13 protein-coding genes and 3 tRNA genes are annotated in these 18,747 nt (G+C 72.7%); 8 read left to right on the forward strand and 8 right to left on the reverse strand.

Translation table 11 applies throughout. The annotated features are described in order from the left end of the window. Positions 1–223: 223 nt before the first annotated feature. The 3 genes from AMK27_RS36060 to AMK27_RS36070 form a co-directional block, all read right to left on the reverse strand. Positions 224–300 (reverse strand) — tRNA-Ile (locus tag AMK27_RS36060). Positions 301–466: 166 nt separating this feature from the next. Continuing rightward, positions 467–539 (reverse strand) — tRNA-Asn (locus AMK27_RS36065). A gap of 5 nt (positions 540–544) precedes the next feature. Then, positions 545–617 (reverse strand) — tRNA-Asn (locus tag AMK27_RS36070). Positions 618–809: 192 nt separating this feature from the next. Between AMK27_RS36070 and AMK27_RS36075 the strand changes: the two genes are divergently transcribed. From AMK27_RS36075 to AMK27_RS36095, 5 genes are all read left to right on the forward strand, one after another. Next, on the forward strand, positions 810–1,121 hold the full coding sequence (locus tag AMK27_RS36075; protein ID WP_073917783.1) for a hypothetical protein: 312 nt from the start codon (positions 810–812) through the stop codon (positions 1,119–1,121). A gap of 29 nt (positions 1,122–1,150) precedes the next feature. Beyond that, positions 1,151–2,590 (forward strand): FGGY family carbohydrate kinase, encoded by a 1,440-nt coding sequence (locus AMK27_RS36080; RefSeq protein WP_073917785.1) that lies wholly within the window; start codon positions 1,151–1,153, stop codon positions 2,588–2,590. Between the two features lie 134 nt (positions 2,591–2,724). Beyond that, a complete protein-coding gene (locus AMK27_RS36085; RefSeq protein WP_073917787.1) occupies positions 2,725–4,458 on the forward strand; it encodes an ABC transporter ATP-binding protein in 1,734 nt (577 codons plus the stop codon). Beyond that, positions 4,458–6,419, forward strand: a complete 1,962-nt coding sequence (locus AMK27_RS36090) for an ABC transporter ATP-binding protein (RefSeq protein ID WP_073917789.1) — start codon at positions 4,458–4,460, stop codon at positions 6,417–6,419. The genes AMK27_RS36085 and AMK27_RS36090 overlap by 1 nt, the downstream gene beginning before the upstream one ends. A 33-nt stretch (positions 6,420–6,452) precedes the next feature. After that, on the forward strand, positions 6,453–7,760 hold the full coding sequence (locus tag AMK27_RS36095) for a TerD family protein (protein WP_073917791.1): 1,308 nt from the start codon (positions 6,453–6,455) through the stop codon (positions 7,758–7,760). Here the strand turns inward: AMK27_RS36095 and AMK27_RS36100 are convergent. The 5 genes from AMK27_RS36100 to AMK27_RS36120 form a co-directional block, all read right to left on the reverse strand. After that, on the reverse strand, positions 7,757–8,764 hold the full coding sequence (locus tag AMK27_RS36100; protein WP_241847702.1) for an RNA polymerase sigma factor: 1,008 nt from the start codon (positions 8,762–8,764) through the stop codon (positions 7,757–7,759). The genes AMK27_RS36095 and AMK27_RS36100 overlap by 4 nt on opposite strands. A 148-nt stretch (positions 8,765–8,912) precedes the next feature. Continuing rightward, on the reverse strand, positions 8,913–10,796 hold the full coding sequence (gene dnaG / locus AMK27_RS36105) for a DNA primase (protein ID WP_073917793.1): 1,884 nt from the start codon (positions 10,794–10,796) through the stop codon (positions 8,913–8,915). Positions 10,797–10,825: 29 nt separating this feature from the next. Beyond that, on the reverse strand, positions 10,826–12,085 hold the full coding sequence (locus AMK27_RS36110) for an NAD(P)/FAD-dependent oxidoreductase (RefSeq protein ID WP_073917795.1): 1,260 nt from the start codon (positions 12,083–12,085) through the stop codon (positions 10,826–10,828). Between the two features lie 165 nt (positions 12,086–12,250). Continuing rightward, a complete protein-coding gene (locus AMK27_RS36115; protein WP_241847703.1) occupies positions 12,251–13,624 on the reverse strand; it encodes a deoxyguanosinetriphosphate triphosphohydrolase in 1,374 nt (457 codons plus the stop codon). 35 nt (positions 13,625–13,659) lie between these two features. Then, positions 13,660–14,652: a sirohydrochlorin chelatase gene (locus AMK27_RS36120; protein ID WP_241847704.1), complete on the reverse strand. Its 993-nt coding sequence runs from the start codon at positions 14,650–14,652 to the stop codon at positions 13,660–13,662. Positions 14,653–14,819: 167 nt separating this feature from the next. On the opposite strand from AMK27_RS36120, the gene AMK27_RS36125 reads away from it, so the two are divergent. The 3 genes from AMK27_RS36125 to AMK27_RS36135 all read left to right on the forward strand — a co-directional run bounded on the left by AMK27_RS36125 (position 14,820) and on the right by AMK27_RS36135 (position 18,542). Continuing rightward, positions 14,820–15,542, forward strand: a complete 723-nt coding sequence (locus AMK27_RS36125) for an aquaporin (RefSeq protein ID WP_073917798.1) — start codon at positions 14,820–14,822, stop codon at positions 15,540–15,542. A 39-nt stretch (positions 15,543–15,581) separates the two neighbouring features. Next, positions 15,582–16,268: a SanA/YdcF family protein gene (locus AMK27_RS36130; RefSeq protein WP_073917799.1), complete on the forward strand. Its 687-nt coding sequence runs from the start codon at positions 15,582–15,584 to the stop codon at positions 16,266–16,268. 75 nt (positions 16,269–16,343) lie between these two features. Continuing rightward, on the forward strand, positions 16,344–18,542 hold the full coding sequence (locus tag AMK27_RS36135) for a molybdopterin oxidoreductase family protein (protein WP_073917801.1): 2,199 nt from the start codon (positions 16,344–16,346) through the stop codon (positions 18,540–18,542). Positions 18,543–18,747: the final 205 nt, after the last annotated feature.

Genomic DNA, 18,747 nt, shown 5'->3' on the forward strand with positions numbered 1-18,747 from the left:
TCGTTCGGGGCGGCGTGTGAGACGGCTCACGGGTCGACCGGAAGGAGCGCGTTCCACGCCATCCGGGTGATTCCCCGGGCGTGTCGCGGGGCGTCGTCCGGGGTCCGCCCTCGGGAGGTCGCAGACTGGGGAAGAGGTGCCGGCCGTGGAGGGCGGGCCTCGCACCGCCGAACCGTCCGCCCGGTGGATCACGGGTCGGAACGATTCTGCGGGCACCACGAAGTGGTGGGGCGGGTGGGACTCGAACCCACGGCCGACGGATTATGAGTCCGCTGCTCTAACCGGCTGAGCTACCGCCCCGAACGGTGAGGCGCGTACATGTGTGCGCGCCGTCTGCCGCAGCATAGCCGCTCATACGATCTCCTGCTCCGGAAGATCGGCTCTGCTCGACCATGAAGACAGCCCCGCGCTCCGCATGGTTCCCGTAGACGCGAAAAAGGACCCCGAAGGGTCCTCTTCCGTTCCGCTCCCCCGACTGGACTCGAACCAGTAACCCTCCGGTTAACAGCCGAATGCTCTGCCAATTGAGCTACAGGGGATCGCGCTCCCCCGACTGGACTCGAACCAGTAACCTGCCGGTTAACAGCCGGCTGCTCTGCCAATTGAGCTACAGGGGATTGCTGCGTTGCACCGAACGTACCCACTCCGGATGCTCCGGGCGGGCGGTTGCTCGCTGCGACACATACATTAGCGCAAGCAGGGGGGTGCTCCGCCAATCGGTAACGCCGGGGGCACCGCCTGGGCACCTGCGACGCGTCGGAGACGCGTCGGGCAGGCATCAGTGAAGCTCTCCAGGGAAGGTGGTGGCCATGCGATACAAGCTGACGTTCGTCGTAGGACTCGCCCTCGGTTACGTGGTCGGCACGCGGGCCGGACGCGAGCGCTACGAGCAGATGAAGAAGTCCGCGAAGCAGTTCGCCGAGAACCCGGCCGTGCGCAACGCCGCCGAGTCCGCCGCCCAGACCGGGCGGCAGGTCGCGGGCAAGGCCGCGCACGTCGTGGGCGACAAGGTGGGCGACAAGCTGCCGGCCTCGGTGACCGACCGCTTCCACGCGCTGTCCGGGCGCGGCGGGGCCAACGGGAAGGTCGAGGAAGACGACTGGGGCACCAGCAACACCTGAACCGCCCGCGTGCGGCAGAATCAAGTGTCATGGGGATAGTCGCCGGACTCGACAGCTCAGCGGAGTTCACACGCATCGTCGTCTGTGACACGGACACGGGTGCCGTACTGCGGCAGGGATACGCCCCTCACCCGGGCGAACCCAAGGCCGTCGACGTCGACCCGCAGACCTGGCTGCTCTCGCTCGGGGAGGCCGCCACCGGCGGGCTCCTGGAGGGCGTGCAGGCCATCGGCGTGTCCGCGCAGCAGCACGGACTCGTACCGCTCGACGCGCAGGGCGGTCTGGTGCGGCCCGCCCTCGTCCGCAACGACAAGCGGGCCCAGATCGCCGCCGCCGACCTCGTCGAGTCGCTCGGCGGCCGACAGGCATGGGCCGAGGCCGTCGGCTCCGTGCCCGGAGCCGGGCAGCCGGTGGCCAAGCTGCGCTGGCTGGCCCGCACCGAGCCCGAGCACGCCCGGCGGGTCGCGATGATCCTCCAGCCGCACGACTGGCTGGTCTGGCAGCTCCTCGGCCGGCCCGCCCGGCGCACCACCGACCGCGGCGCCGCCTCCGGCACCGGCTACTGGTCGGCCCGCACCGGCACGTACCGCCCCGATCTCGTCGAGCTGGCCCTCGGCCACCAGGCAGTGCTGCCCGAGGTCCTCGGCCCCGCCGACGCGGCCGGCACCACGCCCGAGGGGCTCCTCATCTCCGCCGGCACCGGCGAGACGATGGCCGCCGCGCTGGGCCTGGGGCTCGGCCCCGGGGACGCGGTGGTCTCGCTCGGCGCCTCCGGCTCCGTGATGGCCGTCCACCACGAGGCCCTCGCCGACCCCAACGGCATGATCACCTCCTTCGCCGACGCCACCGGCATGCACCTGCCCGTCGTCCACACCTCCAACGCGGTACGGGCGCTGCGCGGCACCGCCGAGATGCTGGGCGTCGACTCCCTCGAAGAACTGTCCGCGCTGGCCCTGAAGTCCACGCCGGGCGCCTCCGGGCTCGTCCTGCTGCCCTATCTGGAGGGCGAGCGGACCCCGAACCTGCCGCACACCGCCGGCACGCTCAGCGGGCTGCGGCGCGAGTCGATGAAGCCCGAGCACCTGGCACGGGCGTCGTTCGAGGGCATGCTGTGCGCGCTCACCGACGCCATGGACGTGCTGCGCGGACGCGGTGTCGAGGTCCGCCGGGTGTTCCTGCTGGGCGCCGCGGCGTCGCTTCCGGCGGTGCAGGCGCTCGCGCCCGCGCTGTTCGGCGCACAGGTCGTCGTCCCCCAGCCGGCCGACTACGCGGCGCTCGGCGCGGCCCGGCAGGCCGCCTGGGCCCTCGGGGTGGCGCGGGGCACGCTGTCGCCCTCGGCTCCCCCGGCCTGGCAGGGCGCGGCCGCGCAGATCCTGGAGCCCGGCGAGGACCTGGCCGCGGGCCGGGCGGTGCGTCAGCAGTACGTGGCGACCCGGGACCAGCTCCACCCGGGGGCGTTCGGTTCGTAGCGTCACCGGGGGATCGCACCCCGTTCCCCCCTTCGCGCGGGGCCCGGAACCCGTTCGTAAAGTCTTCCCCAGGGCCGGCCCCGCACCCCGAAACGGAGTCGTAACGCCCCGGGCGTGCGGGCGATAGTGGAGCCGTGCTCATAAGACTTCTCCGAACCCACCTCCGGCCCTACCGAAAACCCATCGCGCTGCTCGTGCTGCTGCAGTTCCTGCAGACCTGCGCGAGCCTCTATCTGCCGACCCTGAACGCGGACATCATCGACAACGGTGTCGTCGAGGGGGACACCGGATACATCATGCGCTTCGGCGCCCTGATGGTCGGCGTCTCCGTCGTCCAGGTCGTCTGCAACATCGGGGCCGTGTTCTACGGCGCCCGCACCGCGTCCGCCCTGGGCCGGGACGTGCGTGCCTCGGTCTTCGACCGGGTGCAGTCGTTCTCCGCGCGGGAGCTGGGGCACTTCGGAGCGCCCTCGCTGATCACCCGTACGACCAACGACGTGCAGCAGATCCAGATGCTGGTCCTGATGGCGTTCACGCTGATGGTCTCGGCGCCCATCATGTGCGTCGGCGGCATCGTGATGGCCCTCGGCCAGGACGTGCCGCTGTCGGCCGTGCTGCTGGCCGTGGTGCCGATCCTCGCCGTCTCGGTCTCCCTGATCGTGCGGAGGATGCGGCCGCTCTTCCGGACCATGCAGGAGCGACTCGACACGGTGAACCGGGTGCTGCGCGAGCAGATCACCGGCAACCGCGTCATCCGGGCGTTCGTGAAGGACGGCTACGAGGAGGAGCGGTTCCGCGGCGCCAACACGGAGCTGACCGATGTCTCGATGGCCACCGGCCGGCTGATGGCCCTGATGTTCCCGGTGGTCATGACCGTCGTGAACATCTCCAGCGTCGCGGTGGTCTGGTTCGGCGCGCACCGCATCGACAGCGGCGGGATGCAGATCGGCGCGCTGACCGCGTTCCTCGCCTATCTGATGCAGATTGTGATGGCGGTCATGATGGCCACCTTCATGTTCATGATGGTGCCGCGGGCCGAGGTGTGCGCCGAGCGCATCGAGGAGGTCCTCGCGACCGAGTCCAGCGTGGTGCCGCCGGTGAACCCGGTGACCGAGCTCGGCCGGCGGGGTCATCTGGAGGTCCGCGGCGCGGACTTCCGGTACCCGGGCGCCGAGGAGTCGGTCCTCAAGGACGTCGCCCTCGAAGCCAGGCCGGGCGAGACGACCGCGATCATCGGCTCCACCGGCAGCGGCAAGTCCACCCTCCTCGGACTCGTCCCCCGCCTCTTCGACGCCACCGGCGGCGAAGTCCTCGTCGACGGCGTCGACGTCCGCGACCTCGCCCCCGACCTCATGGCCAAAACCGTCGGACTCGTCCCCCAGAAGCCCTACCTCTTCTCCGGAACCATCGCCACCAACCTCCGCTACGGCCGACCCGACGCCACCGACGAAGACCTCTGGCACGCCCTCGACATCGCCCAGGCCGCCGACTTCGTGCGGAAGCTGGAGGCCGGTCTGAACGCGCCCATCGCGCAGGGCGGCACCAACGTCTCCGGCGGGCAGCGGCAGCGGCTCGCCATCGCGCGGACGCTGGTGCAGCGGCCGGAGATCTATCTCTTCGACGACTCGTTCTCCGCGCTCGACTACGAGACCGACGCCCTGCTCCGGGCCGCGCTCGCCCGGGAGACCTCGGACTCGACCGTCGTGATCGTCGCCCAGCGGGTCTCCACCATCCGGGACGCCGACCGGATCGTCGTCCTCGACGAGGGCCGGGTCGTCGGCACCGGACGGCACCAGGAGCTGATGGCGGACAACGAGACGTACCGGGAGATCGTGCTCTCCCAGCTCACCGAGGCGGAGGCAGCCTGATGGCCGGTCCTGGCGGACGCATGATGGCCGGTGGCGGCCCCGACCAGCGGTCGATGGACTTCAAGGGCTCGGGGAAGCGGCTGCTGAGGCAGCTGGCGCCCGAGCGCGGTGCGCTCTGGGTGATGCTGATCGCCGGTGTGCTGTCGGTGGCGGCCTCCGTGGTCGGCCCGAAGATCCTCGGCAAGGCGACCGACCTCGTCTTCGCGGGTGTCGTCGGGCGGCAGATCGAGGGCGGCACGAAGGCCGAGGCGATCGCGGGCCTGCGGGCCTCGGGCGACTCGGGCATGGCGGACATGCTGAGCGGGGTCGACTTCACGCCGGGGCAGGGGATCGACTTCTCCGCCGTCGGCGAGGTCCTCCTCGTGGTCCTCGGCGTGTACGTGGCGGCGGGCCTGCTGATGCTGGTCTCCACCCGGATGTCGATCAAGGTGATCAACCGGACGGTCTTCCGGATGCGGGAGGACGTGCAGACGAAGCTGGCGCGGCTCCCCCTGTCGTACTTCGACAAGGCCAAGCGCGGCGAGGTGCTGTCCCGGGCGACCAACGACATCGACAACATCTCGCAGACCCTCCAGCAGTCGATGGGCCAGCTGATCAACTCGCTGCTCACGATCGTCGGCGTGCTCGCGATGATGTTCTGGATCTCGCCGCTGCTCGCGCTCGTGGCGCTGGTCACGGTGCCGGTCTCGGTCTTCGTCGCGGCGAAGATCGGCAAGCGCTCGCAGCCGCACTTCGTGCAGCAGTGGAAGACCACGGGCACGCTCAACGCGCACGTGGAGGAGATGTACAGCGGGCACGCCCTGGTGAAGGTCTTCGGGCGGCAGGCGGAGTCCGCCGCGGACTTCCGCGAGCAGAACGAGGCGCTGTACGAGGCCGGGTTCAAGGCGCAGTTCAACAGCGGTGTGATGCAGCCGGTGATGTTCTTCGTGTCGAACATCAACTACGTCCTGGTGGCCGTGGTCGGCGGTCTGCGGGTGGCGAGCGGCACGCTCTCCATCGGCGACGTGCAGGCCTTCATCCAGTACTCGCGCCAGTTCTCGATGCCGCTGACGCAGGTCGCGTCGATGGCGAACCTGGTGCAGTCGGGCGTGGCCTCCGCCGAGCGGATCTTCGAGCTGCTCGACGCGGAGGAGCAGGAGCCGGACGCGCCGGCCGACAAGGCCGACAAGCGGGGGCCGTCCCTGGTCGTCGGCTGGGAGACGGCCGACCTCAAGGGGAAGGTCGCCCTGGAGGGCGTCTCCTTCCGCTACGAGGCCGACAAGCCGCTCATCGAGGACCTGTCGCTCACGGTGGAGCCGGGACAGACGGTCGCGATCGTCGGCCCGACCGGCGCCGGCAAGACGACCCTGGTCAACCTGCTCATGCGGTTCTACGAGGTCACGGGCGGCCGGATCACCCTCGACGGGGTGGACATCGCCTCGATGTCCCGGGAGCGGCTGCGGACCGGGATCGGCATGGTCCTCCAGGACACGTGGCTGTTCGGCGGCACCATCGCGGACAACATCGCGTACGGCGCCACGCGCGCGGTGACCCGGGCGGAGATCGAGGAGGCGGCGCGGGCCGCGCACGCCGACCGCTTCGTCCGCACGCTGCCCGAGGGGTACGACACGGTCATCGACGACGACGGGGCGGGGGTCAGCGCGGGCGAGAAGCAGCTGATCACCATCGCGCGGGCGTTCCTGTCCGACCCGGTGATCCTCGTCCTCGACGAGGCCACCAGCTCGGTCGACACCCGGACCGAGGTCCTGATCCAGAAGGCGATGGCCCGACTGGCCCACGGGCGCACCTCGTTCGTGATCGCGCACCGGCTCTCCACGATCCGGGACGCGGACGTGATCCTGGTGATGGAGAACGGCTCGATCGTCGAACAGGGCACGCACGAGGAGCTGTTGTCGTCCGGCGGGGCGTACGCCCGGTTGTACGCGGCGCAGTTCGCGCAGGCGGTCGCGGAGGTCGACTGAACGGGCGGGTGACCCGTGCCGCATGATGGCGGCATGGGTCACACAGTCAGAGGTTCCTGGGTGCCGTCGGTCGCTCTCCGGGTCGGGGCCGGAAACGTGGAGGTGTCCGCGCTGCTGCTCGGCGCGGACGGCCGGGTCCGGGGAGACGCGGACATGGTGTTCGAGGGCCAGCCGGTCCATCCGTCCGGTGCGGTCCGCCACGAAGAGGCCTCCCTGGTCGTCGAGTTGGGCGCGGTGGAGGCGGCGGTCGAGCGGATCGTCGTCGCCGGGTCGGCCGGCGGCGGTGTCCTGTCGGCGGTGGCCCCGGACGGGGAGGCCGTCGTCGCGTGCACGGTGACGGGCGGGCCGGACGCGCTGGCCGTCGTCCTCGCGGAGTTCTTCCGGGAGTCGGGCGGGTGGAAGGCCGTGGAGGGCGGCCGGGGGTACGCCTCCGGGCTCGCCGGACTCGTCACGGCGTACGGCGTGGACGTGGCGGAGGAGGAGCCGGCCGCCGTCGCCGGTCCCGTACCGCTGACGGGGGTGGCGAAGGTGCCGGGCCAGGCACCGCCCGTGGCGGGTGCGCCGGCCGCCTGGGAGCCGGTGGGGGCGCAGCCTGGGGCGACCGCCGGGGAGCCGGTCGGGGCGCTGTTCGCGCCGCCCGTCGTCGGAGGTCCGCTGCCGGTCGCCGCGGCGGCCGGACAGGTCGCGGCGCCCGCTCCCCCGGGGCCGTTCCCGCCGGCCGACCGGCCGTACGAGCTCGTCGAGGGCTGGGAGTTCGGCCCCGTCTTCGAGCCCTTCGTCGTCGAGGGCCGCGGCAACGACGTGATCCAGCTCGACGACCGCGTCGGGGACGGTCCCGTCCTCGTCGAGGTCGCACAGGAGGGCCGGGGGTACCTGGGCCTCTTCACGCTCGACCGGCGCAACAGGGACGAGACCGACTTCCTCCTCAACGACCTGCTGCCCGAGTTCCGGGGCAGCACGTTCGCCCAGGTCCCCAAGGGCCGGCCGCTGCGCATGCGGCTCGCCGCCGACCACCGCTGGATCCTGCGGGTGAAGCCGCTGGCCGCCGCCCGCCGCCTGGAGGGAACGCTGCACGGCTACGGCCCCGAGCTGCTGGTCTACCGCGGCGGCGGGGCGGACCTCCGGGTGGACTTCCAGGGCAGCCCGGAGGACGGCCGCGGGTACGCCGGCATCCAGAGCTACGGGGTCGAGGGGCGCACCGGCGGGCGACTGCCCGCCATGGACCTGCTCCTCAACGAGATCGGGCCGCTCCGGCAGACCGTCCCGGTCCCGCGGGGGCCGCAGCTGCTGCACCTGCGTGCCGAGGGCGCGTGGACGTTCACCGTCCAGGAGCTGGACTAGTCGAGATAGCCCCGCAGTTGGTCCGCGTACGCGTGGTCCCGGAGTTTGTTGAGGGTCTTGGACTCGATCTGGCGGATGCGTTCGCGGGTCACGCCGAAGATGCGGCCTATCTCCTCCAGGGTGCGGGGCCTGCCGTCGTCGAGGCCGTAGCGGAGCTGGACGACCTTGCGTTCGCGCTCGCCGAGGGTGGAGAGGACGTCCTCCAGGTGGCGGCGGAGCAGGAGGAAGGCGGCGGACTCGACGGGTGAGGCGGCGTCGCCGTCCTCGATGAGGTCGCCGAGGGCGACGTCGTCCTCCTCGCCGACGGGGGCGTGCAGGGAGACGGGTTCCTGGGCGAGGCGGAGCACCTCGCCGACCCGCTCGGGGGCCACGTCCAGCTGGGCGGCGACCTCCTCGGCGGTGGGTTCGTAGCCGCGTTCCTGGAGCATCCGGCGCTGGACGCGGATGACGCGGTTGATGAGTTCGACGACGTGCACGGGGACGCGGATGGTCCGGGCCTGGTCGGCGAGGGCCCGGGACATCGCCTGGCGGATCCACCAGGTGGCGTACGTGGAGAACTTGTAGCCGCGCGCGTAGTCGAACTTCTCGACGGCCCTGATGAGGCCGAGGTTGCCCTCCTGGACGAGGTCCAGCATGGTCAGGCCGCGGCCCACGTAGCGTTTGGCGACGGAGACGACGAGGCGGAGGTTGGCCTCGATGAGCTTGCGTTTGGCGATCCTGCCGAGGACGACGAGCCGGTCCAGGTCGCTCGCCAACCGGGAGTCCAGGTCCGGGGTGTTGGCGAGTTTCTCCTCCGCGAACAGACCCGCCTCGACGCGGCGGGCGAGGTCGACCTCCTCCTCGGCGGTGAGCAGCGGGATGCGGCCGATCTCGCGGAGGTACTGGCGGAAGAGGTCGGAGGAGGGCCCGTTGCCGCCGGGGTCGGGGCGCCGTCGGGGTGGTGTCTCCGGCTGTTCGTCCGATGCGGCGGCGGGCGGTTCCTGGGACACGATCCGGGTCTGCACGGCGGGCGACCTCCAGGGAGGGTGATCGCTGCCGGTCCGGGGGCGTAGGGCAGCGGGACGACACCGTTACCCAGTGTGGGGTACGACACAGTGAGCCCACGAGGGGCGTGCGGTGACTTTTTGAGACCGGGGCGTGACTGACTGTGCGTCAGAGGGCGGCGGCGCCGTGTACTTGCAGCGCAGTCTTGTACTGCTGGAGGACGAAGAGCTCCTGCTGGGCGGCGCCCACCTGCTCGGGGCTCGTGTGCCCCAGTCGCTTCAGCGCCGCATTGAGCTGTTCGATACGACGGTCGACGGCACGGCGCCGGACGGTGACCAGTTGGTCGGACGCGTAGACCTCGTCGGCGCCCTTGGCGGCGTAGATCCTCTCTACGGCAAGCTCGCGCACGAGGGTGCGCACAGTGTCATTGGGCGCAGATTCGAGGACAGCGTCCACGTAATCGGCAGGGGCGCCGTCCGCGCCGCCCGCGTCCTGGATGCACTGCCGGACGGCGGCATACGGCGGTGCGGTGAACTCGTCAACCCCGTACGCGTCAAAGAAGGGGGAGACCAGCTCGGGCCGCTGCAGGGCCAGCTTGAGGAGTTCACGCTCGGTCTGATGGACGGGACTGCGCAGGTTGAGCGGGGGCCCGGCGGGTGTGGTGGGGGCCGTCACGTCGTCGTACGAGCGCTGCCGGGAAGGCTCGGGGGCGCCGCCCTTGCCACGCTGCCACTGGGCGATCCGGCTGACCCGCCGCACGACGAACTGGTCCTCCATGATGCCGAGGAGGCCCGCGAGCTTGACCGAGACCCTTTGGCGTACGGACAGGTCCTTGAGCTTCGCGACGATCGGGGCGGCTTCGTCCAGCGCCGCCGCCTGGCCTCCGGCGGTGTCTAGGTCGTACCGCTTCACGATCTGCCGGAGCGCGAAGTCGAAGAGCGGAACACGGGGCTCTGCCAGCTCGGCGACCGCCTCGTCGCCCTTCGCGAGGCGCAGGTCGCAGGGGTCCATGCCGTCGGGGGCGATGGCGATGTAGGTCTCGGCGGCGAACTTCTGGTCGTCCTCGAAGGCGCGCAGGGCGGCCTTCTGGCCGGCGGCGTCGCCGTCGAAGGTGAAGATGACGCGGGCCGAGCCGTTGTCCATGAGGAGCCGGCGGAGGATCTTGATGTGGTCGCCGCCGAAGGCGGTGCCGCAGGTGGCGATGGCGGTGGTGACGCCGGCCAGGTGGCAGGCCATGACGTCGGTGTAGCCCTCGACGACGACGGCCCGGCTGACCTTGGCGATGTCCTTCTTGGCCAGGTCGATGCCGTAGAGCACCTGGGACTTCTTGTAGATCGGGGTCTCGGGCGTGTTGAGGTACTTGGGCCCGTTGTCGTCGTCGCGGAGCTTGCGCGCGCCGAAGCCGACGATCTCGCCGCCGACGTCCTTGATCGGCCACATGAGGCGGCCGCGGAAGCGGTCGATGGGGCCGCGGCGGCCGTCCTGGGAGAGTCCGGAGAGGATCAGTTCCTTGTCGGAGAAGCCCTTGCCGCGCAGGTAGCGGGTGAGGTGGTCCCAGCCGGCCGGGGAGTAGCCGACGCCGAAGTGGGCCGCGGCGGCCTGGTCGAAGCCGCGCTCGGCGAGGAACTTCCGGCCGATCTCGGCCTCGGGCGAGTCGAGTTGCCCGACGTAGAACTCGGCGGCGACCTTGTGGGCCTCGACCAGGCGGATGCGCTCCCCGCGCTGGTGGCCGGGGTTGTAGCCGCCCTCCTCGTACCGCAGGGTGATGCCCGCCTTGGCGGCGAGGCGCTCGACCGTCTCCGAGAAGGAGAGGTGGTCGATCTTCATCACGAAGGCGATGGTGTCGCCGCCCTCCTGGCAGCCGAAGCAGTGGAAGAGTCCCTTGCTCGGGCTGACCTGGAAGGAGGGCGACTTCTCGTCGTGGAAGGGGCAGAGGCCCTTGAGGTTCCCGCCGCCCGCGTTGCGGAGCTGGAGGTACTCGGACACGACGGCGTCGATCGGGACCGCGTCCCGGACCGCCTTCACGTCGTCATCGTTGATCCTGCCTGCCACGCATGAAGTCTACGGGTGTCCCACCCCTTTCAGATCAGGCTCTCCAGGGGTACGGAGGGGTCGGCGAGGGCCTCCGGGTCCACGGCCGTACGGGCCCTGATGAGGTCCTGGATCGGGCCTGTGACGTCCCACACATTCACGTTCATCCCGGCGAGGACGCGGCCCTCCTTGAGCCAGAAGGCGATGAACTCGCGCTTGCCGGTGTCGCCGCGGACCACGACCTGGTCGTACGAGCCGGGGGGCGCCCAGCCGGAGTACTCCATGCCCAGGTCGTACTGGTCGGAGAAGAAGTAGGGGACGCGGTCGTAGGAGACGCGCTGCCCGAGCATGGCGCGGGCGGCGGCCGGGCCGCCGTTGAGGGCATTGGCCCAGTGCTCGACGCGGAGCCGGGTGTGGAGCAGCGGGTGGTGGGCGGCGGCCACGTCGCCGGCGGCGAAGACGTCGGGGTCGGAGGTCCGCAGCGCCTCGTCGACGGCGATGCCGCCGCCGTCGGCGCGGTCGACGAGGGCGAGCCCGGAGTTCTCGGCGAGGACGGTGCGGGGGGCCGCGCCGATCGCGGCGAGCACGGCGTGTGCCGGGTGCTCCTCGCCGTCGTCGGTGCGGACGGCGAGGACCATGCCGTCCTGGCCGACGATCTCGGTGAGCCGGGCGCCGAAGTGGAAGCGGACGCCGTGGTCGGTGTGCAGGTCGGCGAAGAGCTGGCCGAGCTCGGGGCCGAGGACCCGGTGCAGCGGGGTGGGGTCGGACTCGACGACGGTGACCTCGGCGCCGTAGCCGCGGGCGGCGGCGGCGACCTCCAGGCCGATCCAGCCGGCGCCGGCGATCACCAGGTGGCCGTTGTCGCGGCCGAGGGTGGTGAGGACCTGGCGGAGCCGGTCGGCGTGGGCGAGCCGGCGCAGGTGGTGGACGCCGGCGAGCTCGGTGCCGGGGACGTCGAGGCGGCGGGGCTCGGCGCCGGTGGCGAGGAGCAGCTTGTCGTAGCGGATGACGGTGCCGTCGCCGAGGCGCACGGTGCGGGCCTCGCGGTCGATCGCGGTGACGGACTGCCCGAGGTGCAGTTCGATGTCGTGGCCCGCGTACCAGGCGGCCTCGTGGACGAAGACGCTGTCGCGTTCCTTCGCGCCGGTCAGGTACCCCTTGGACAGGGGTGGGCGCTCGTAGGGGTGGTCGCGTTCGTCGCCGATGAGGATCACCCGGCCGTTGAACCCCTCGGCACGCAGGGTCTCCGCCGCTTTGGCCCCTGCCAGGCCCCCGCCGACGATGACAAAGGTCTGATCTGCGTCGACCACGTCGTTTCCTCCTCTTTGCGACCGCTTCCAACCTACGCCCCCGGGCGTTCGTCGGGCCGTACCGCCTCGGGCCGTGCATGCGAGCGTCCCGCACGGAGGGTGGTGACGGAAGAGGGCCGACTCCCCGGGGGTGCCCCGGCGGGGCGCCCCCGGGGCCTTGCGGGCTCAGCCGTGGTGCGGACGGAGACGCGCGTGCAGGGCGCGGGCGGAGGCGTCGGTGAGGGAGGCGATCTGGTCGACGATGACGCGCTTGCGGGCCCGGTCGTCGCGCGCCTGGTCGAACAGCGACCGGAACTGGGGTTCGAGCCCGTCGGGGGCGCGGGCGACGAGCGCCTCGGCGAGTTCGGCGACGACGACGCGCTGGTCGGCGCGGAGGGCCTCCTGCTGGGGGCGCTGCATCACGTACCGGTCGGCGACGGCCTTGAGGACCGCGCACTCGTTGCGGGTCTCCCGGGGGACGACCAGTTCGGCGGCGTAGCGGGTGAGGCGGCCTGAGCCGTAGGCCTGCCGGGTGGCGCCCTCGGCGGCGAGGGCGAACCGGCCGATGAGCTCGCTGGTGGCGTCCTTGAGGCGGGCCTGGGCGACGGCCGAGCCGTCGTAGCCGTGCGGCCACCACTCCTGGTCGACGAGCCGGTCGAGGGCCTCGGCGAGCTCCTGCGGGTCGGTGTCGTCGGGGACGTAGCGGCCGATGGCGACGGCGGCGATGTCGGCGCGCTCGGGCTCGGCGAGGAGGAGGTTGGGGTCGATGTGACCGGCGTGCAGGCCGTCCTCGAAGTCGTGGACCGAGTAGGCCACGTCGTCGGCCCAGTCCATGACCTGGGCCTCGAAGCACTTGCGGTGGCCGGGGGCGCCCTGCCGGATCCAGGCGAAGACCGGCAGGTCGTCCTCGTACACGCCGAACTTGGACGAGCCGGGGTCGTCGGGGTGGCCGCCGCGCGGCCACGGGTACTTGGTGGCGGCGTCGAGGGCGGCGCGGGTGAGGTTGAGCCCGACGCTGACGGGCTCGCCCTCGGCGTCCTTCACGAAGCGCTTGGGCTCGATCCGGGTGAGGAGGCGGAGCGACTGGGCGTTCCCCTCGAAGCCGCCGCAGTCCTTGGCGACGTCGTTGAGCGCCTGCTCGCCGTTGTGCCCGAAGGGCGGGTGGCCCATGTCGTGGGAGAGGCACGCTGCCTCGACGAGGTCGGGGTCGCAGCCGAGGGCGGCGCCGAGCTCCCGGCCGACCTGGGCGCACTCCAGGGAGTGGGTGAGCCGGGTGCGGGGGCTGGCGTCCCAGGCGTGGCCCCGGGTTCCGGGGGTGACGACCTGCGTCTTGCCGGCGAGCCTGCGGAGCGCGGCGGAGTGCAGCACGCGGGCGCGGTCGCGCTGGAAGGCGGTGCGGCCGGGGCGTTTGTCGGGCTCGGCGGCCCAGCGGTCGGTCGCGTCGGCGTCGTAGCCGGGGGTGTCGGCGGCGCCGGTGTTGCCGGTGGGGTCCGGGCTGTCCTTGATCTCCGCGCCGCCTGTGCTGCCTGTGCTGTCTGTGCCGTCTGCGATGCCTGCCATGCACCGAAGGTAACCGGAGGGGCCGACAGAAGCGCTCAGACGGTGGCGAGTTCCCGCTCCCGGGTGGTCGCGCGCAGTGCCGCGTCGTAGCGGTGCAGGACCAGCCGGGCGAGGGCCGGGTGGGCGCCGAGGGGCGCGGAGGCGATCCAGGGCGCGTGGGCGGCGGCGCGGGTGGCGAAGAGGCCGGGGGCGGTGAAGCAGGAGGCGACGGCGACCCGGTGGCGGCCCCGGGCGGCGAGGGCGCGGACGGCGTCGGGCACGGTGGGCGCGGCGGCGGAGGCGTACGCGGCGACGACGGGGACGCCGCCGAGCCGCTCGCCGAGCAGGGTGGCGATCCGGCGGAGCTCGGCGCCGGAGCGGGGGTCGCGGGACCCGGCGGAGGCGAGGACGACCCCGGCGGCCCGCGAGGCGCCGTCCTCGGGGGTCCAGCCGGCCTGCGCGAGCCGGTCGGCGAGGCCCTCGACGAGCAGGGGGTGCGCACCGAGCGGCCCGGCCACGCGGGCGCGGAGTCCGGGCGCGGCGGCGAGGGCGGCGGGCAGGTCGTGGGTGACGTGGTACCCGGGGGCGAGGAGCAGGGGGACGAGGACGGCCTCGCGGCCCTCGGCGGCGAGCTCCGCGAGGGCGGCGTCGAGGAGCGGGGTGTTCAGCTCGATGTGCGCGAGGCGTACGTCGAGGCCGGGGCGCAGGTCCCCGACCCGCTCGAGGAGGCGGCCGAGGGTGGCACGGGCGCGGGGGTCCCGACTGCCGTGGCCGACGGCGACGAGAACGGGCGCGGTCGGGGCGGCTCCCGCGCGGGCGGGGCGGAAGGATGCGGCTCCCCCGCGGGCGGGTGCGGTCGGGGTCGCTCCTGCGCGGGCGGGGGCGGGTGTGGCGGGGCCTGGGGTGTTCATGGGCGGGGGTACCTCCTGCTCGTGCTTCCGCGGCCGGTGGCCGTACGGACGCACGTGGCCGAGCTGGATTCCGAGCTGCTCGGTGATCCTGCCGAGCAGTCCGGCGGCGTTGGCGAAGGTGCTGTCCGGCTCCGTCATGCACCGATCCTGCGGGGCACAGGTTGCCTGCCCGTTGCACGGGGGTCACGACTGTTTTCCGTGACCTCACGCGGGTGCGCCGGCGGGTGTCAGGTGCGCGCGGCGCAGCTCCCCGCACCTACCCTGCCCCCTTTCCTCATTCCGAATCACGGAATATCTTTTCCACCATGAGAATGTCCCCGCCCGCTCTCCCCCGACGCGTCGCCGCCGAGTTCATCGGAACCGGCGCCCTCGTCGCCGTCATCGTCGGCTCCGGAATCCGCGCCGACACCCTGAGCCAGGACATCGGCGTCCGCCTGCTCGCCAACGCCGCCGCATCCGCCATCGGTCTCGGGCTGCTCATCGCGCTCATCGGGCCGCTCTCCGGCGCCCACTTCAACCCCGTCGTCACCCTCTCCGAGTGGTGGTCCCGAGGCCGTACGGACGGCTCGCGCGAAGTCCTCGCCTACATCGCCGCCCAGCTCGCCGGGGCCGTGACGGGCGCGCTGCTCGCCGAGGCCATGTTCGGGCGGGTGCCCGGCGCCTGGGCCACCGAGTCGCGCTCCGACCTCCACCTGCTGCTCGGCGAGGCCGTCGCCACCGCCGGGCTCGTCCTCGTCGTCCGGGGCCTGCGCCACATCGGCCGCCCCGGGCTCGCCCCGGTCGCCGTCGCCGGCTACATCGGCGCGGCGATCTGGTTCACCTCCTCCGGGTCCTTCGCCAATCCGGCCGCCACCGTCGGCCGGGCGTTCTCCGACTCCTTCACCGGGATCGCCCCCGGCTCGGTGCCCGCGTTCGCCGCCGCCCAGCTGCTCGGCATGCTGCTCGGGATGGTCCTGGCCGGTGTGTTGTACGGAACACGCGAGGCCGCCGCCGAACCGAACGCCGCCGAAGCGCGTCGGACGGGGTGACAGGACGACACCGACACCACCCGCCACGGAGGTTCCCGCATGCCGGCACGGCTCACCCGGTTCATCCCGCGCACGACCCGGGCCCGCCGCCGCACCGTGCAGGCCGTGATGCTGGGCGCCGTCCTCGCGCTCACCCCGGTCACCTGGATGCACACCGCCGCCGCCGGGAAACTCCGTACCACCGCCGACGTGCCCGCCCGGGACGTCGCCGTCGTCTTCGGCGCCGGACTGTGGAAGGGGCGCCCCACCCCGTACCTCGCGCACCGGCTCGACGCGGCCGCCGAGCTGTACCGGACGGGCAAGGTCCGGGTCCTGCTGGTCACCGGCGACAACAGCAGGACCGCGTACGACGAACCCAGCGCCATGCGCGCGTACCTCACCGCGCGCGGGGTGCCGGACGGCCGGATCGTCAGCGACTACGCGGGCTTCGACACCTGGGACTCCTGCGTCCGCGCCCGGAAGGTCTTCGGCGTCGACCGGGCCGTGCTCGTCACCCAGGACTTCCACATCAAGCGGGCCGTCGCGCTGTGCGGGCGGGCCGGCGTCGACGCGTACGGCGTCGGGGTCCCCGAACCCCACGACGCCACCTGGTACTACGGCACCACCCGGGAGGTGTTCGCCGCCGCCAAGGCCTCCCTCGACGCCGTGCTCCGGCCCGACCCGCACTTCCTCGGACCGGAGGAGAAGGGCGTCACCGAGGCGCTGGCCTCACCTCGGGAGCCGTAGCGGGCGGAGAGCATGGCACCGCGCCCGTAATCAGCGGTGCCGCCCCGCGTAACACGCCTGACCCACGCTGGCCGCATGTCCGAGGCCACCGCCGTACCCACCCACTGCCCCTACTGCGCCCTGCAGTGCGGCATGTCGCTCCGCCCCACCGGCGTCCCGGAGCTGCCCGCCGAGGTGGTCGACCGGACCGACTTCCCCGTCAACCGGGGCGCGCTGTGCGGCAAGGGCCGCACCGCCCCCGCCGTGCTCTCCTCCCGGGTCAGGCTCACCGAGCCCCTGGTCCGGAGCCCTGACACCGGGGCCCTGGTGCCCGCGTCCTGGGAGGAGGCCCTCGCCGCCGTCGCCGACGGGCTGCGCCGGACCCGCGCCGACCACGGTCCCGATGCCGTGGGGGTCTTCGGCGGCGGCGGCCTCACCAACGAGAAGGCGTACACGCTGGGGAAGTTCGCCCGGCTGGTGCTCGGCACCTCGCAGATCGACTACAACGGGCGCTTCTGCATGTCGTCGGCGGCCGCCGCGCACGGCAGGGCCTTCGGGCTCGACCGGGGGCTGCCGTTCCCGCTGGAGGACATCCCGAGGACCGGCTGCGTGATCCTCGTCGGCTGCAACCTGGCCGAGACCATGCCGCCCGCCCTCCGCTACCTCACCGAGCTCAAGGAGAACGGCGGAAAGCTGATCGTCGTCGATCCGCGCCGCACCCGCACCGCCGAGCAGGCCGACCTCCACCTCGCGCCCCGCCCCGGCACCGACCTCGCGCTCGCCCTCGGCATGCTCCACCTCGTGGTGGCCGAAGGACGCGTCGACCAGGAGTTCGTGGCCACGCGCACCTCCGGCTGGGAGGAGGCGCGCGCCGGGGCCATGTCCCACTGGCCCGAGCAGGTCGAGCGCATCACGGGCGTGCCGCTGCCGCTGCTCCGGGAGGCCGTCGCGCTGTTCGGCGACGCCGCCACCGGCATGGTCCTCACCGCGCGCGGCCCCGAGCAGCAGTCCAAGGGCACCGACACCGTCGGCGCCTGGATCAACCTCTGCCTGGCCACCGGGAAGGCGGGCCGGCCCCTCAGCGGCTACGGCTGCCTCACCGGCCAGGGGAACGGCCAGGGCGGCCGCGAGCACGGCCAGAAGGCCGACCAGCTCCCCGGCTACCGCAAGCTCGACGACCCGGCGGCACGCGCGCACGTGGCCGGGGTCTGGGGCGTGCCCCCCGAGTCGCTGCCGGGGCCAGGACGCAGCGCGTACGAACTCCTCGACGCGCTCGGCGGGGACGTGCGGGCCCTGCTCCTCATGGGCTCCAACCCGGTCGTCTCCGCGCCGCGCGCCGCGCACGTCGAGGGGCGGCTGCGCTCGCTCGACTTCCTCGCCGTCGCCGACGTGGTGCTCTCCGAGACCGCCGCGCTCGCCGATGTCGTCCTGCCCGTCACCCAGTGGGCGGAGGAGACCGGCACCATGACCAACCTGGAGGGCCGGGTACTGCTCCGCCGGCGCGCCCTCACCCCGCCCGCGGGGGTACGGAGCGACCTGGAGGTCCTGCACGGGCTCGCCGGGCTCCTCGGCTGGGAGAAGGGCTTCCCCGCCGAACCCGAGGAGGTCTTCGACGAACTGCGCCGGGCCTCGGCGGGCGGCCCGGCCGACTACTCGGGCATCAGCTACCGCCGGATCGAGGAGGAGCAGGGCGTGTTCTGGCCCTGCCCGGAGACCGGGACGGGTACCGGCACGGGCACGGGGACCGGGAGGGGCACGGGTACCGACACCAGCACCAGCACCAGCACCAGCACCAGCGAGACCGTCACCGGCGGGTCCCGCCACCCCGGCACCCCGCGGCTCTTCCTCGACCGGTTCGCGACACCCGACGGGCGGGCCCGGTTCGTGCCGGTGGTGCACCGGGCGGCGGCCGAGGAGACGGACGCCGAGTACCCCGTCGTCCTCACCACCGGCCGGGTCGTGTCCCAGTACCAGTCGGGCGCGCAGACCCGGCGGGTCGACGAGCTGAACGCGGCGGCCCCCGGCCCGTTCGTGGAGCTCCATCCCCGGGTCGCCGAACGGCTCGGGGTCGCCGAGGGCGAGCGGGTCGCGGTGGTCTCGCGGCGCGGCCGGGCCGTCGCACCGGCCCGGATCACCACGGCCATCCGGCCGGACACCGTCTTCATGCCCTTCCACTGGGCGGGCGAGGGCCGGGCCAACACCCTGGTGAACCCGGCGCTCGACCCGGTCTCCCGGATGCCCGAGTTCAAGGTGTGCGCGGTACGTCTGGAGCGCGCCGGGCGGGACACCCCGTAGCACCCGCCCGGAGGAGCACGGTGCGGAGCGCTGCCGGGCCGCGCGCCGGGCGCGGCTCCCCGGACGCGGTGGACGCACCCGTACTCCCCCGGGAGTAACCGCAGCCGCCCACCGCCCCCGGCAGTACCCCCCGACTCGGCCGTCAGCCCGACGAAACGCCCTCCGCGCGACGGGACTCTGGGATCGACCCGAAGAGGACCGATGA

This window comes from Streptomyces sp. CB02009 (genome assembly GCF_001905825.1).
Classification (GTDB): Bacteria; Actinomycetota; Actinomycetes; order Streptomycetales; family Streptomycetaceae; genus Streptomyces.